This is a genomic window from Paraburkholderia caffeinilytica (assembly GCF_051027425.1).
GTDB classification, from domain to species: Bacteria; Pseudomonadota; Gammaproteobacteria; order Burkholderiales; family Burkholderiaceae; genus Paraburkholderia; species Paraburkholderia caffeinilytica_A.
Genome location: NZ_CP186553.1, coordinates 243,637 through 258,608 on the forward strand (window position 1 = coordinate 243,637; position 14,972 = coordinate 258,608).

Sequence of the window (14,972 nt, forward strand, 5' to 3'; positions counted from 1 at the left end):
TCGCCATGCCTGCAATCCGTCGGGAACCCCGGATGAGATGTGCGCGGGGCATCTTCGGCTAGTTTGGGGCGTCGATAATCAATTCAGAGCCCAGCCGCAAGCTGTAGGCCGGCGCTACTGGATCACCGAAGATCCGCCTGGGGGGCTGGGTTACCTTAACGATGACCTTGCTGCCTTTCACCTCAATCGGCAGTTCGATGTTCTGAGCGAGATAGTTATTGGACAGTTCAGCCAGGTGGCGTTTGCGGCTGATGGCTATGGAGGTCGGCGTTTGTACGTAACTATGCTTGTGGGTAACCAGATCCTCCACGTCGATGTGGGTATGCTTGAGAAGAACCTCTGTATCGAAGGGGCGTTCTTTGGTGCTAACGTGTGAACCATCCCTCCTGAGGCAAACATCGTAACCCGTCACCGTCAACGTGGCTCTGTTTACAGGGTAGCCTTTGGGGTCACGATCTACCACGAAATCATGGAAGGTGACCTTGCATGGCTCGCTCCAAGAAGGGGCTGCATGGAGAATTCCGACGGCTAACCCCAACAGGATGAGTAACGTCGTCTTTGATAAGTACATAAGTCATCTTCCTTTATTTCATCTGCACCTGCTTCCTGGATTCTCCTGCTTTCACGCAAGGCCAAGGTCGTGCAGTTGAGCTTGCCGCGCATCGCCCCGGTCCGCGTCAGAGAGGGGGAGTGGATGAGAGATCAGCCCTTGTTTCGGGCTTGGCCAGATCGTGTGCGGAATGATTGCGCATTCGGCAACGAACTCGCCGTTATCGTCCAGCGTCGCCAACATGATTTCGCCGTCGGGACTTTTGCATACACCTTCGAGACTGACAATCAGTTGCCTGCATCAGTCAGGCTCGCACGGCTATGCCGTCACGGCAGCCAATCTATCTTCATGACGTGTATCGCAATCGACATGCTTGTGGGGCATAGTACATGTCGGGCAGTGCGCCTTCCGCGCTCAATGAGCGTGGTCCGGGGCGCCGTGCGGCACACGGAGCATTTGTGAAAACAGGCGAAAACACGCCACATCTAGCGGATGGCCGCTCATTGCGGGGTCTGGTGGCGGGCACATGGAACACGGCGCGCGAAAACATTGCGGGATTTCCAGAACGCCGCACTACACATGCCCGTTAACAATTGTATTGCGTCGACACGCTTGAGGAAATGGGAAAAATCTGATACCCAGAATGATGCAAAAAAATGGAACACCACGTCACTCAAACGACCGCGTAGCGTCATGACGCGAATCATTCCGCTAGCGCACTGCATTCCTGTGTGCTGAAGAGTCTCCCTAGACACTCTGATGCCGTCAGCCTGTGAGGATCCATCTTTTCTTCAGCGTTCCCCACGCTCACGGGTGAGGGAAGGTCATATCATTTTCTGCGCCTTTTTTTTGCGCACTCGCCACAACACATAGTGGCGGTTACACCACCAGACCAGCATGACCGTTATCATCAATGAAGCCATGGTTATCATGCCGGACTGGGTGAGTCCAAATATACGCAGCATGTGATTAAGGACGCCTGTTAGCGAGAAAATTATTGCGATGTTAATCGCACTGAGGACCGCAAGTTCAATTAGCTGAATTGTCAATGCCAAAAGCTTCCTTCCGCCAGGCAAGAAACGATGAGCGGTTTGAGTCATTCCATATCCTTCAAACAGGTTGGCTACCCGCGTGTAGCCTATGCGGGGAACTGCTGGCCGGCACGCTTATGCGCCGGACCAGGCTCTCATGGTGACGCGAGGATAAATGGGTCGCACCGGCGTCAAGTTCGTCCCAAGCTTTAAGGCAGGCCGGTCGCGGGAATATATTTTAGCGACGCGGCCTTTCCGGATTAACCAAGCCTTCGCCCAGGGAGCGGTGAGGCGCTGACCACCCAACTCGCAACGTGTTGAGCGTGGCTAATCGTGCTGAATGCGATTTCATCATTTCCACCTTACGACAATACTGATTCCAAAGGATGCGCCTGCGAGGCGCAATGGAGCGCCCCCGTGCACCATCCGACTCGGGCCGTCGTCGTTCTGTTTGACTGATAACTCTCCGCTTATGGTACGTTTTACACATATCCAGACATGCTCCGAAGTCGTTGTTGCAAACTGACAGGAAATTCGTGCCAATTGAGTGGGCGATGCGGCCAGCAGAAGTGCAATAAGCCCAGACACACAGGGCAACGACTGTGCTGGAAAGCGGGTTCGATTGCATGTTTTTCCCCGTCTTGTGGCAAAGTGGGTGAGCACTGATTAATGATCAACCAGACGGGTCAATCGACGTTCGGTGATCAGGGTGCAATGCAGCGGTACGGTTCGCCGCGCGACATCGGCCAGCGGGCCGTCAACGAAATCGCACGACAGGATGTTGTCCGGCCAGTGCCGGCGCGCAGACGAGACGTTCACGTTCACGCCTGGCGGCCCCGATACCCAACGCAGACGCGTTGCATTCACGTTCGATGATGCGAGATGCGCCGCACCACCCTTCGCCGGTAATTCGACTGTTGCGTGACCCAGGTCGATGCGTCCAGCCTCGTCCGCTTCCCTGTGTGCCGAAGAGAGCGGCGTGCCGTACCATGATGCATACACCGCGATCCGCTCGTGGCGGCGCATCAATAGTCTCGCGGCCGACCGGGAGAGCTAAACCTGTATGTCCAGAGCCGGAAGGCTATAAGTGGCGGGAGCGCGGTCGACGGGTGTCGTGCCTTCCGCCGTCATGCTTATGCTGCTCCCGGCAACCAGGCAGGCGAGCATCGCGTAGCCACCGTTTCGCACACGGGTTATCCATCTTGTTCCAAGGCTCAGTCTGTTCATCGCATCATCAGATAAAGAAGTTCAAAAAAGCCGGTCAATCGTTCCCGACAACAGGACAACCAGCCATGGAGGCGCTCGAAAGCGCCAATCAGGCTTTGGTATCCGCTCATCAACATCCGGTCAACTCAGGGTACCGCCAGAAATAATCGTCCATGATTGCTCGCACTTCGGCCACCGGGCGCAAGTCGGCCTGCGTCAGCACGTCGGTAGTGCGCGCTTCTCCTGCAGGTACGTCGCGGTAAATACTGGACCGCGCACCACGATGATCGCCCGATTCGGGATCAACTCCGCTGCCTAGACCATCTGCGGGATGGTCGACGGTTTCGCCAGACGCGCAAAGCGCTCGACTTTGCGCGTCTGGCGAAACCGTAGTAGTCAGCTCATACACTAGCTATGCCACCGCGATCACATCGTCAGGCGCGGGCGCCCAGTGTGCCACTTCGCGCAGATGAACTACATGGGGGCATCTGTGTAACAGCAGGGCTGGCCCGTCGCAGCGCGCGCTGCATGAGCAGTTCCCAGCGGATTGCAGGGGCGATGATGCATGTCTGGTCCGTTACCGTCTGCCTATTTGAGCGCACTTCGCGCGGATCAGCTTCGCCTGCGTGCGGGTTTCCTGCGCCAGATCAGCGCGGCGAAGATTAGCGCTGCTGCTGTCTCGGCCAGATCCGGCGATCCCAATGTTTTTATTCTGTCCCTTGAGCGTGCCGAAGCGATATTCGTGTTGCCGGGCATGTGTGGCCTGGTGTGACGCTCCGGAAATCCCGCCGTGTTTGCGGGCGGCGCGCCGCACATGGCCCCACCTCCGCCACTAGAAAGAACCGGGAGTCCCCTCATTGAGCAGCTTCCGGCGAGGCTGCCGCCTCTTCGTGTCTCAACGAATGCTTCGAATGTCATAATCATCGGGCGCGGAAGGGGTGCTAATTGACATACATCAAGTCTGGTGGCGGCGCCGGTTGCGGTTTCGCATATTCACGGATAGATTTCCCAGCGTGGAGTGTCGTCGTTCGGCCTTGCGCAATGCAGGGTCATGCTTGGAAGGCGCGACGTACGCTTCACACTTGCCTCATGATCTCTCTTCACGATGCAATCCGGGCCGTATCGGTCACAAGCTGATACGGCCTTTTTTCGCATGTAACGCCTGTCGCAGGCCACTATCTTGACCTGCGACAGACGCAGTCACAATGTCCGTTGCCTGCTGTTTGCGCGTCGACCTATACTTGCGACCAGCGTAGGTCCTCGACCATCTGTTGGGGATGGGAAGCGGTGTGTGCCGGGTTAGGGCTGACGCGGCGCGCAGCGGAGGACTCTACGCCCACCCTTGTGTAGAAGTAACTTTGCCGTTTTTTCACCCGGACGGGTGGATGCCGGATTTTTGTTCACATCACACCTGAATATGCGCTGTTCATGCGCTACGCGCACGAGCATGCGAACGCCAAGCTGCTAGGTTCAGCTTTTCGGGTGATGCGGTGGTGCCTTGGCGGCATGCCGGTCGCGCGCGTGACAGGAGTACTAAATCAATCCTTGCTCGTGAAAAATGCACATTTCTTTTCTGCCCAGCGCTGCCTCTTGACTGTGGGTGCGACCGGGAAACAGGCAAGCATGACCCTTATCGGAAAATCAATCAGCTTCGCGCGCACCTCGATCCTCCTGATGCTGGGCGCGTGCGTTCACCGGTTCCGGGGGCACGCCGCGTTGACCCGCGGGCGGGACGCGTTGGCCAGCCGGGCGATTGCGTTTGAGCGGCTTGATCTCTCGCAATACCATTCCTTCGTTAGCGCATGGGACGACTCAAGGCAGCCGGTTCGCTGTGTGCTGATACGTACGCCGTCCGAATGGCAGGCCATCATGCAACCCGCGCCTGTCATGTTCCGTGTGCCGCAGCAATTTGCTCCTCCGGACGCGTTCTTCGAGCGTCAGCAGATCCTGCTGGTTGCGCGCGTCACGCCGGCAGCCACTGACGATGCTCGCGCGCTGGACATTAACAACGTGGCATTGCATGAGGGCGTTCTGAGCGTGGATTACCAGTATCGGGCGCCGTTAGCGATGGCAGGTTTCATGATTACGAACAGTCTGCTCGTGGCGATCCCCAGATTGGATGTTGCTCCGGCGCGCATTCAGTTCATCGAAAACGGTCGTGCCGTCTGTTCGTTCACGCCAGCAATATGATGGGTGGCCGCCCGTCGTCGAGCGGCCATTGCCTCGAACGGATTGCGCGTAAGTACACGCGGCTCCTTCTACGCTGGCGGTTGTCGCGGGGACAGGTTTCGGCGGAAGAGCCGGTTGGGCGGAGGCATTCACGCCCGGTGCCGTAAGTACCCGAGGGGGCAAGCTGATCGGGTGACCCGACTTAATATCACCAGCGCCACGCGTGGAGTGCTGGTTGATGGGGCGACTGGCAAGGGCCGCAGTGCGGCTAGCGCGTGAGCGGTTTGTGGCTAGGCTTGCTTGTAACGGAGCGAGGCATCTAAGGAAAGAAGTCAGATTAAACGCAATGGATTGCCGGGATTCTGGCGAATCTCGGCCGACCACCTCCCGCAAATCAGGAATTGTCGTCCTTCACTGTTACCCGCCGCTCGATGCGCATGCGGCCCGGCGGCTCAAAATACGTGCCGAACCGCACGAGCCTCGCCTTCTTCAGATGACAGGTCATCTCGTAGCTCACCACGACGCTGGGATCGTCATTTTCGATAATGTCGACATCGATCGCACGAATGCGCCGCTCGTATTTCAGCAGCGTGGCTTCCATCTCCTTTTTCAGGAGATGCGACGACGCAGGCAGAGCGTTGAAGATGTTCGTAAGATCCGGCAGACCGAAATCGAGCAGTTGCTTGAGCGCCCCCGCGCGCGTATTGAGGATACGGCGGATATTCTGCTGAACGCTCAGGATCTCGAGTGTCCTGTCGTCGTGGGCGCTGAGCGGTTCACTGCCGATGTGGCCGAGCAGCATGTCGTACAGGGAAGGGCCGGCGGGCATCGTCAGGTCCCTTTAGATGCTGGCGGCAACTGGATGGACTGCGGTCGCGTAGGCCACTGCTGGCACGTCGCGGGAATCGACAAAATCGGTCGCGAGACTGCCTTCCGGCGACATCGACAGGTGAATTCCGGCTGGCACGGAATCCTCCTCCATCCGGGAGAGTAGTTCGCGCGACACAGTCGGAAGGATGCGCTGGTTCAGGAACGCGTCGACGTTGCGTGCGCCAGACTCGCGTGCAAGACACAACTGCGCGAGCGAGTCTGTCGACGCGTCATCCGAGGTGAGCGCGATGTCGTACTGACGACGCAGACGTTCGGCGACCTTCGCAACCTTCAGGCGGACAATCGACGCGAGCGCGGCGGCTTCGAGCGGTCGGTAGACGAGCGTCTGGAAGCGCGCGAGCAGCGCCGACTGGAAGTGTGCAACGAGCGACGGATGAATGGCCTCAAGCAGCTCAGAGTTTCAACTAGCTGGGCGGTTTCGCTCATTGGGTTGGTATAAAAAACGATACTCACGGTGTCATTCTAGTCACCTCTTGATATAGAAGTACACGCTTGCAGATATTCGAAGCCATAATCGCCCGCCACTCAATCTAACCCGGAGATATCGAGCTCCCCTGACTATTCTCGAAACCCGTGAAAATCGTTCCAACCCAGCGTCATCGCCGCAGTTTGCCTTGCGGCGCGAGCGGCGCTTCGCGCCGTTTTTCTGGACGCGGTTCCTCGGTGCGCTGAACGACAACGCGTTCAAGATCGGCTTCACGTCGCTGGTGACCTTCGAGGCCACGCGCTTTTCGGGCGTTGATGCCAGGACGGCTGCGTTCGTGCTGCTCCCAGCAACGTCTGGCCAGATTGCCGATCGTTTTGACAAGGCGGCGCTCACGCGTTTCGTCAAGACGTTCGAAATCCTGGCGATGCTCGTAGGTGCCGCGGGCTTCCTGTTGCATAGTGCGTCACGTGCTTTACATGTGCACGTTCCTGATGGGCATCCATTCCACCTTGTTCGGACCGGTGAGGTATGTGTATCCGCCGCAGCATCTGGCGGAAGCCGAACTCGTGGGCGGGAATGGATTGGCGGAGATGGGCACGTTCGTCGCGACCCTCATCGGCACCCTGGTGGGCGGTGCTGCGGCGGTGATGGGCGCGCATGGCGAGACGGTGCTTGCGGGGCTCTATGTCGCAATCGCAATCCTGGGTCGTTGCGTTTTGTCGCGCGTGCCCCGCTCTCCTGCGCCGCAGCCAGATTTGCCAATCAACTGGAATTCTCTCAGCGAAACGTGGTGTAATCTCAAGGCGGCGCGTGAAGACTGTACCGTGTTCCTCGGCCTGCTCGGCATTTCGTGGCTGTGGTTCGTGGGCGCGACATTTCTTGCGTCGTTCGTCGGTTTCGCGAACCCCGATGTTGTGATGGTGCTCCTTGCAACGTTCTCGGCGAGTATTGGACTCGGTTCGCTGCTCTGCGGGCGGCTGTCGCGCGGCCGCATCGAAATCGGCCTCGTGCCCTTGGGCTTGATCGGCGTGAGCGTTTTCGCCATCGATCTGTTCTTTGCGAGCCGCACGTTGCCCGCTATGACGCATCTGCAGGGCGTTAGCGAGTTTCTGGCCATGCCAATGCACTGGCGAGTGCTTGGCGATCTGTCCCTGCTCGCGATGTTCGGGGGCTTATATAGCGTGCGGCTCTATGCGCTGATTCGGAGCCGCTGCAAGGCGAGCCATCGCGCCCGCATCATCGCTGCAAACAACATTCTCAACGCGTTATTCATGATTGCGTCGGCGCACATGGGCATCGCACTCGGGGCCGCGGGTGTAGGGATTCCAGGTCTCTATCTGGCGACTGGTTTTCTGAATATCGTCGTTGCTGTGTACATTTACTCGCTCGTGCCGGAATTCATGCTGCGCTTCGTCGCGTGGCTGCTTATGCACACCATTTTACTGCATTCGTCTCGTGAATACGCAGCGCGTTCCGGAAAGGAGCGCGGCCGTGCTCGTGTGCAATCACGTGAGTTTCTTCGACGCAATTGTGATCATGGCGGAGAGCCCGCGTCCGATCCGATTCATGATGGACCACCGCATCTTCCGTTCGCCGTTGGCAGGGTGGCTCTTCCGCCACGTGAAGGCGATCCTGATTGCCCCCGCTCATGAAGGCCGCGCTGCTCGAATGTGCCTATGAACGCTGTGCAGAGGCACTCGCGCAGGGCGAACTCGTCTGCATCTTTCCGGAAGGTAAGCTGACCCGCACAGGCGAGATGAACGCGTTTCGCCATGGTGTCCGGAAATCCTGCGCCGCACGCCGGTGCGAGTCGTGCGCGATGGCGCCGCGCGGCCTCTGAGGCAGAGTATTCTCGCGCGACTCCCATGCACGCGTACCGCGCCCGCTGCGCCGCGGTGTTATGAGTCACCTCACGCTCGCCGTGGGCGAACCGTTGACTGCGGCGGAGGCTTCGTTGCAACGCCTGCAGCAGATCGTGCATAACCTGCGCGGCGCGCAGTCTTGAACACACGCACCGCCACAATCGACATGCACCCGCGGGCGACCTTCGAAACCTCCACCGTAGGATCGAACGACAATATGAACAGAAACTGGCTCAAATCCTACCCGGCGGGCGTGCCGGCTGAAATCGACATGACGCGTTATGCGTCGATTGGCGATCTGTTCGAAGAGAGCTTCCGCAAGCATGGTCCGAAGCCGGCGTTCGCCTGTATGGGCAAGTCGATCAGCTATACGCAACTGGACAGGCTTTCGCGGCGGCTTGCCGCGTGACTGCAATCAAATGGCCTTACTCGTGGCACGCGCGTAGCGATCATGATGCCCAACGTGCTGCAATATCCTGTCACGCTCGTGGCGCATTCTGCGCGCGGGCTACGCGGTCATGAATGTGAATCCGTTTTATACACCGCGTGAGTTGGAGCATCAGCTCAAGGATAGCGGCGCGGAGGTGATCGTCCTGCTGGAGAACTTCGCGGTGACGCTGCAAGCTGTCGTGCAGAACACCTCGGTCAGGCATATTGTGGTTGCGTCGATGGGTGACCTGCTCGGCGCGAAGGGCCTGATTGTGAATCTCCTGGTTCGGCGTGTGAAAAAGATGGTGCCCGCGTGGCATCTGCCCGGCCATACGACGTTCAAGGTAGCGCTTGCCGAAGGCACCCAGTGGTCGTTCACGCCCGCGAAGCTGGGCCCCGACGCATCGCGTTTCTTCAATTTACCGGCGGCACGACTGTCGCGGCCTTGCCGCTCTATCACGTGTTCGCGCCCACCGTTTGCGCGCGGCTCGCGATCCGTACGGGCGGCCAGGCCGTGCTGATTCCGAGTCCGCGTGACATGGCGGGCATGATCAAAGCGCTGCGCGGCTACCGCATCACCATGTTCCCTACGGTGAATACGCTCTACAACACGATGCTCGAACATTCAGACTTCGGCAAACTGGACTTCTCGCAGCTTTTCGCGGTCGTGGGTCGCGAAACGGTGGTTCGAAAAGACTGGTGTGGCGGTCATCGAGGGTTATGGGCTCACGGAGACTTCGGCGTGCGTGACGTGCAACTCGCCCGTGTCCACGGTGTATAGCGGTCAATCGGTTTGCCGCTGCCGTCCACGGAGGTGTCAATTCGCGATGACGACGGCAACGAACGTGGCCTTGGCCAGCCAGGCCAACTCTGCATTCGCGGGCCGCAGATGATGGCGGGATACTGGATGCGCCGCGACGAGACGGCGAAGGTGATGACGTTCGACGGCTTCTTCAAGTCGGGCGATATCGTCGTGATGAACGAAACCGGTCTCATGAAAATTGTCGATCGAAAAAAAGACATGATTCTCGTCCCGGGCTTCAACGTTTATCCGAACGAGATCGAGGATGTGGTGGCGCAACATCCTCGCGTGTTCGAGGCGATGGCTGTCGGTGTTCCCGATCGGCACTCTGGGGAGGCGGTGAAGATCCGCGTGATCCGTAAAGACGGAGCGCTGACCGATGCCGATCTGCTCGACTGGTGCAAGGAACGGTTCACCGGGTACAAGCGCCCGAAACTTGTCGAATTCAGGGACGCGCTGCCGAAGAGCAATATTGGCAAGATACTGAGGCGCGATCTGCGAGACGGATGCGTTTGATTCCGCGCAGCCAGGAGCGAGCCTCGGCCTCGTTACCGCTGGCGCTGCAGCGGTCGTGCATCAGTGAGGAGGAGTGGTGATAGGTGGCTTTAATTTTACGTGGTTCGATGTGCTGCTCGTCGGCGTGCTTCTGGCTGCTCCAGTTGTATGGGGAGCAATCGCAGCATGGCCCGTGGTCCGCGGCATTCCGGGCGATTGGGCGGCTCTCATGGCGCCCCAAGGCTGCAACGTCATCTCCACGGTTATCCGCTGGAAATCCGCAGAGAAGTTTGGCCGCTTCGGCTCGGCTGTCACAGTGTGTTCAGTATTGTCCAATTTCGCGTTCGCAATTGGTCGGCGCGGCCACATAAATAGGGATTCGTGCGAAGGCCCTGCATTGGACAGCGCTACAGGGCCAGGGCTTTCGCATGAATTGTTAAAGCACCATGAGCCCTACCAGCCAATGATCTGAGCGCGATAGCGATCACAGGAGGCGGCTTTAAGTCGACGTAGTTTGAGGCTGTTTTTTGTCTGCGTATCGCGCCTGAACAGATTCATTGCTATACGCCGCAGGATGGCAAAGTTCTGCGAGGCGTTGTCGATTCGCGCCCGGCACTGGTCTTCGCCGAATGTCATATCGAGCACCCAGTGTGAGCTGTTCCCGATGGCCCAGTGTGCACGTACCGCGTGTGCGATGTGTGTCGCGTTGGGCGGCAGGCTGGACACATAGAAGCGGCGCTCGGTTGCCACGTTGTCGCCGATTTCACGCGTGGACTCGATCATCACAATCGAGCGCATCCCGGGCCAGAGTTCGGGCTCAAACTGCAGGTCGGCCAGGATGTCGGTGGCAAGGCAGCGGCGCGTCTCGATGCGCCCGTGGCCTTTCTCGACTTCGCAGTGCTCGCTTACGGTGGCGAGTTTCCGGTAGCCGTCATGGAACCTGTCAACGGCCTCGAGCGCGGTGCGCATGCGTGCCAGCAGCGTGGGCTGGTTTCCCTTCACGGCCAGCACATAGTGGGCGCCGGCCTCAAGAATCCGTGTGGCGATGTTACGCTGGCAACCCATCGCGTCGATCGTCACGATCGCGCCCTTGAGCAGCAGGGCGTCAAGCAGTTCAGGTATCGCTGTTATTTCGTTGGACCTGTCGGCGGTGCGTACCTGACCGAGCACGGCACCCAGGCCAGTGCCATAGGCCGAAACCAGATGGATGGCACGTTCGCCGCGCTGATGCGAGCCGCGTACAGTCTTGCCGTCGATAGCGACAATCTGCCCGGCCAGCGCCGGACACAGGGTGCTCATCCAGCGGATGAAGCAGGCTTCGAACTGCCGGGAGTTCAGGGCGGCAAAGACCCGCCCGAAGGTGTCGTGAGACGGAATGCCGTGCACCAGCGGGATATGGCTGCGCAGCCAGTCGAGTTTCGTCTCGCCCCATACCTGAATACCGAGCCAACTGTCGGCCCCCGAGAGGATCGCGCATAACGCCACCACCAGCATCTCCGACAGATTGTGCGCCGGCGTTCGGCTACGCGGGTCTCGCAGATCACCAAACGCCTGCTCGATACTCAGGATACCTTGTTCTTCTTCCATCACTTCTGTCGCAAAAAGACAGAAGTAAACCCTCAATTACACACGGTTTTGTAAACCATTGATTGTTAACGGCCCTTCATGCGAAAGCCCTGGGCTACAGGGCTTGCGCTTGGCGTAACGCAAGACTGTTCTGATTGCGTTACGATCTGGTATCCAGGAACATCGCCCTGTTCTAATGATTGAGGCAGGAGCTTGGCCGATGTCTTGTGAATGGTTTCAGGGGAAATCTGTTACCGGGAGCGCCATGCGCCTATTGTCACCTATCGGAACAGACCAATGGTGTAACACAGCGCGTCCCCATCGGCTCCATTGTTCTGCCTTGGCGGCGAGCGTCCGCTTCAGGTCAGCCTGCCGCAATCTTTGTAATGTCACCGCAATTGTTTTTGTGCGTTTCCGCGCGGCCTTGGTGTCCGGGTTGGTCGGCCTCTCGGTGTCTATCGAACTGGGTGAACATGCTTACGGATTTGCGATAGCCGCGTCGATCTATTCTGGCAAGACGCTGGATCAATTGACCGTTGCTCAGGTTGATGCTCGCGGGGTTGCCCAAGGCACCAGTGGCCTACAATCCGGATCGTGCGACGCAGCTGCAACGTTATATTCTCCAACGCATGCGGACCTTGGGATTTCTAGGTGACGTTGAATACAGCTAGGCTCTTGCCGAAAAAACGGGAATCCATTCGGCTATCCGGGAGGCTGGCTATGTCGAGCGTGTCCGTCGGCTGATGCTCGATCAGTATGGGGAACAGGCAGATACCATGGGGCTTGAGAGTCAATGCGCGTCAGCCGGTGGACGCCGAAGATGGACGGCTAACGTTGCATCTGGGACATCGGGCGACTGGACGACCTTGGCTGTATCACCTGCCGCGCGAGCGGCAAGAATGGAGAACCTTACTGCACAACAGACTGACAGAGATTGAGGGGTTTCCTGAGGGCGGCATAGCCTAGTACTCGACAGTATGCGTATTCTAACGGAAATAATATAACAGACTGCCGTTGAAAGGATGTCAGGTTGTTCACGTCGAGCATAAAATCCGCGGCATGTGTTGAAGCATTGAGTTTGATTAATATTGATGGTGAGAAAATGAGCATCCTAAAAAAATCATTGGCTATATGTTTATTTTTGTTTGGTATGTCTGCCATGGCGAATGAGTTGCCTGAAAAAATATCTGTCATTAATAATGGTAAAGTCGTGACTTCTTTCGAAGTTCCCGTGTCATCGAAAATAGAGATTTCGGCGGAGCAGCAAGAGACGAATGCTGAAAAAACAAGGGTATATTTCAGAGGGAAGGCAAGGTTGTTATTGAATTTTCCTTCGGGAGGGGGCGTGGAAATCAACGCTGACGAAATTGATATTTTTTCTGAAGCCAAGGCAATCGAAAAATCAGAAAAACAATCCTTTAAAACCTTGCGGGTGCAGAGCGTTGTGGCTCTTTGGTAAATGTCCGCTGTATAAAATCCGAAACGATAGACGTGACATCCGTGCCCGCAGACCTAGGGAGCGTGTGATCGCCCTCAATGGCCACCGGACTTCGTGCAGTGCGATGCAGAACTCGACGATGCTTTCTTCGGGTACTGAGTGATCCCGTGCTGCCAGAATGCAACCCTCCCGGTTTTTCTTCCGTAGTTGGTATCGATCGCTACGTTGAAGCCGCCACACGAGAGAACACCCGACGCGGCTACCAGTCGGCGATCCGGTATTTCGAGCGCGAATGGGGCGGTTTCCTTCCGGCGAGTGTTGAGGCGATCGCGCGGGGTATCTTGCTGATCACACACAGAGGCTGGGCATGAACGCACTGTGCGCACGACTCGCGGCGCTTGTGCAGTAGTAATAGGATGAGGGGTTTCTTGACCCGACTAGGGCGCTGATGGCGTGACGTCGGCAGCTTGGGAAGCGGATTGTTCAGAGCCGACTTCCAGCTAGGACACAAAAGTTGTACGAGACCCTGAAATCGCTCTATGAACGTCTGCGAGGCGCACTCGATGGCAAAGCGTGGAGCAATTTGAACAAAACTGGCACGCCGCCTAGCGAAAGCAGGCAGCATAATAAACGCTCGGTTAGCGGATACGAAATTCACGGGCAACGTCAGTTGGTCCTTTACGAGAGACAACATGCAGAAGAATCGCGATGAAGTTGCCACCCTTGATCCCCGAGAGGCGCGTCGACAGCGGGTGCTGCGCGGACTCAGCATCAAGGATAGTATTGGTATTGAAATAGGTGCTCTCTGCTGGCCAATCGTTCGTCGCGAAAACGGTGCGAACGTCGTTTACGTAGATCATACGGACACGGTGGGACTGCGCCAGAAATACAAAGACGACCCTCACGTCAAGCTTCAGGAGATTGTCGATGTCGACGCCATTTGGGGGAGAAATTCTCTTCATGAAGCTGTCGGCGGTAAATACTTCGACTACGTTGTGGCCTCACATGTCGTAGAACATGTCCCCGATCTGGTTACCTGGTTGAGAGAATTGGCGGCGGTGCTGAGGCCTACTGGCGAGATTCGCCTCGCCGTTCCCGACCGGCGCTTCACATTCGACTATTTCCGCAAAGAAACGAAGCTGCAAGAAGTCCTCGCGAGCTACGTTACTCGCGCACGGGTCCCGCAGCCTTATTCATTGATCGACTATTGCCTGAGCGCCGCGGATATCAATACCGCAGACGCATGGCGCGGACGAATCGATGCCCAGACCGTCAAGCGACAACATACGTCGGACGGCGGCATTTGGCTCGCGCGCGACGCTTTCGAAAATGGGACATACCATGACGTCCATTGCTGGGCTTTCATACCGAGGTCATTTGCCCGCCTGATGAGCGATCTGTGCGAACTGGGCCTACTCGATCTTGCGTGTGAAGATTTCCATGACACGGCCTGGAACGACATCGAATTTTTCGTCACGTTGAGACGTTCACACGACAAGAACCATATCGCGAAAAGTTGGCTGCGCATGGAGCGCGCGGCTAGCAATGCGACACCCGGAGTTCCATTTTGGCGTCTGCGCCGTAAGCTTGAAGAGCTACTGGCTAGATCGGCGAACAACGGACCAACGCCTCGCCCATCCGGGCAGAGCAGTGAGTTGGATCCTCTGGAGCCACTCGAATTTCCGCCTGATTTTGATCCTGAACAGTATCTCCGCGCCAATCCCGATGTCCGAGAGTCGGGTGCGGACCCAACGCTTCATTACAGGCACCATGGGTGGCGCGAGGGTCGTCCAATCCGCGCTCTTTAGTGAAACGCCTATCCGGGCTTTTGGCGCGTCGAGTCAATTCACTCGTTTGACATCAACCATGAACCTTGCGAACGGCCTATAGGCATCTCTTTACGTCCATGCAGGCAGTCAACCGACCGACACGCAACTGTTGGCGATCGTTTCGATTCAGCGCGAGATAAAAAACACATCCTGATGGTTGTCCGTAAGCATCTAATGTGCCCTGTCTCGCGAATTTGGCGGCAATCGTCCTGGATGGTGTCCACCAAGTTATGGTGGGAGTTAAATTGGACAAATCTGACAGTGACGTGGGGCCTGT

Annotated in this window: 9 protein-coding genes and 3 pseudogenes; 5 read left to right on the forward strand and 7 right to left on the reverse strand. The window is 57.5% G+C overall.

Annotation, left to right across the window (positions count from 1 at the left end; all coding sequences use genetic code 11):
* Positions 1-58 precede the first annotated feature (58 nt).
* From ACOSV0_RS21640 to ACOSV0_RS21655, 4 genes are all read right to left on the reverse strand, one after another.
* A complete protein-coding gene (locus tag ACOSV0_RS21640) occupies positions 59-571 on the reverse strand; it encodes a hypothetical protein (protein WP_434113422.1) in 513 nt (170 codons plus the stop codon).
* A gap of 51 nt (positions 572-622) precedes the next feature.
* A complete protein-coding gene (locus ACOSV0_RS21645) occupies positions 623-793 on the reverse strand; it encodes a hypothetical protein (protein WP_434113423.1) in 171 nt (56 codons plus the stop codon).
* Between the two features lie 581 nt (positions 794-1,374).
* Positions 1,375-1,650, reverse strand: coding sequence for a hypothetical protein (locus tag ACOSV0_RS21650; RefSeq protein WP_434113425.1), 276 nt, complete (start codon positions 1,648-1,650; stop codon positions 1,375-1,377).
* Positions 1,651-2,247: 597 nt separating this feature from the next.
* A complete protein-coding gene (locus ACOSV0_RS21655; protein WP_434113427.1) occupies positions 2,248-2,607 on the reverse strand; it encodes a hypothetical protein in 360 nt (119 codons plus the stop codon).
* 1,608 nt (positions 2,608-4,215) lie between these two features.
* Between ACOSV0_RS21655 and ACOSV0_RS21660 the strand changes: the two genes are divergently transcribed.
* Positions 4,216-4,977: a hypothetical protein gene (locus tag ACOSV0_RS21660; protein WP_434113428.1), complete on the forward strand. Its 762-nt coding sequence runs from the start codon at positions 4,216-4,218 to the stop codon at positions 4,975-4,977.
* A 373-nt stretch (positions 4,978-5,350) separates the two neighbouring features.
* Here ACOSV0_RS21660 and tssE read toward each other — a convergent pair whose 3' ends face one another.
* Entirely contained in the window at positions 5,351-5,785 is a 435-nt protein-coding gene (gene tssE / locus ACOSV0_RS21665) for a type VI secretion system baseplate subunit TssE (RefSeq protein ID WP_434113430.1), read from the reverse strand.
* A 12-nt stretch (positions 5,786-5,797) separates the two neighbouring features.
* Positions 5,798-6,238: pseudogene (locus tag ACOSV0_RS21670) on the reverse strand (type VI secretion system ATPase TssH); the annotation flags it as partial.
* A gap of 163 nt (positions 6,239-6,401) precedes the next feature.
* Between ACOSV0_RS21670 and ACOSV0_RS21675 the strand changes: the two are divergent.
* Positions 6,402-8,279, forward strand: a pseudogene (locus ACOSV0_RS21675) (1-acyl-sn-glycerol-3-phosphate acyltransferase).
* A 74-nt stretch (positions 8,280-8,353) separates the two neighbouring features.
* A pseudogene (locus ACOSV0_RS21680) lies at positions 8,354-9,883 on the forward strand (AMP-binding protein).
* Between the two features lie 432 nt (positions 9,884-10,315).
* Here ACOSV0_RS21680 and ACOSV0_RS21685 read toward each other — a convergent pair.
* Positions 10,316-11,449, reverse strand: coding sequence for an ISAs1 family transposase (locus tag ACOSV0_RS21685; protein ID WP_434113432.1), 1,134 nt, complete (start codon positions 11,447-11,449; stop codon positions 10,316-10,318).
* 1,081 nt (positions 11,450-12,530) lie between these two features.
* On the opposite strand from ACOSV0_RS21685, the gene ACOSV0_RS21690 reads away from it, so the two are divergent.
* Both ACOSV0_RS21690 and ACOSV0_RS21695 read left to right on the forward strand, forming a co-directional pair.
* Positions 12,531-12,887 (forward strand): hypothetical protein, encoded by a 357-nt coding sequence (locus ACOSV0_RS21690; protein WP_434113434.1) that lies wholly within the window; start codon positions 12,531-12,533, stop codon positions 12,885-12,887.
* Between the two features lie 671 nt (positions 12,888-13,558).
* On the forward strand, positions 13,559-14,674 hold the full coding sequence (locus ACOSV0_RS21695) for a class I SAM-dependent methyltransferase (protein WP_434113435.1): 1,116 nt from the start codon (positions 13,559-13,561) through the stop codon (positions 14,672-14,674).
* Positions 14,675-14,972: the final 298 nt, after the last annotated feature.

Coding starts and splice junctions, on each gene's coding strand:
- ACOSV0_RS21645 (WP_434113423.1), bottom strand. CDS start 793: ATGTTGGCGACGCTGGACGATAACGGCGAGTTCGTTGCCGAATGCGCA.
- ACOSV0_RS21650 (WP_434113425.1), bottom strand. CDS start 1,650: ATGACTCAAACCGCTCATCGTTTCTTGCCTGGCGGAAGGAAGCTTTTG.
- ACOSV0_RS21695 (WP_434113435.1), top strand. CDS start 13,559: ATGCAGAAGAATCGCGATGAAGTTGCCACCCTTGATCCCCGAGAGGCG.
- ACOSV0_RS21685 (WP_434113432.1), bottom strand. CDS start 11,449: ATGGAAGAAGAACAAGGTATCCTGAGTATCGAGCAGGCGTTTGGTGAT.
- ACOSV0_RS21660 (WP_434113428.1), top strand. CDS start 4,216: ATGCGCTACGCGCACGAGCATGCGAACGCCAAGCTGCTAGGTTCAGCT.
- tssE (WP_434113430.1), bottom strand. CDS start 5,785: ATGCCCGCCGGCCCTTCCCTGTACGACATGCTGCTCGGCCACATCGGC.
- ACOSV0_RS21640 (WP_434113422.1), bottom strand. CDS start 571: ATGTACTTATCAAAGACGACGTTACTCATCCTGTTGGGGTTAGCCGTC.
- ACOSV0_RS21690 (WP_434113434.1), top strand. CDS start 12,531: ATGAGCATCCTAAAAAAATCATTGGCTATATGTTTATTTTTGTTTGGT.
- ACOSV0_RS21655 (WP_434113427.1), bottom strand. CDS start 2,607: ATGCGCCGCCACGAGCGGATCGCGGTGTATGCATCATGGTACGGCACG.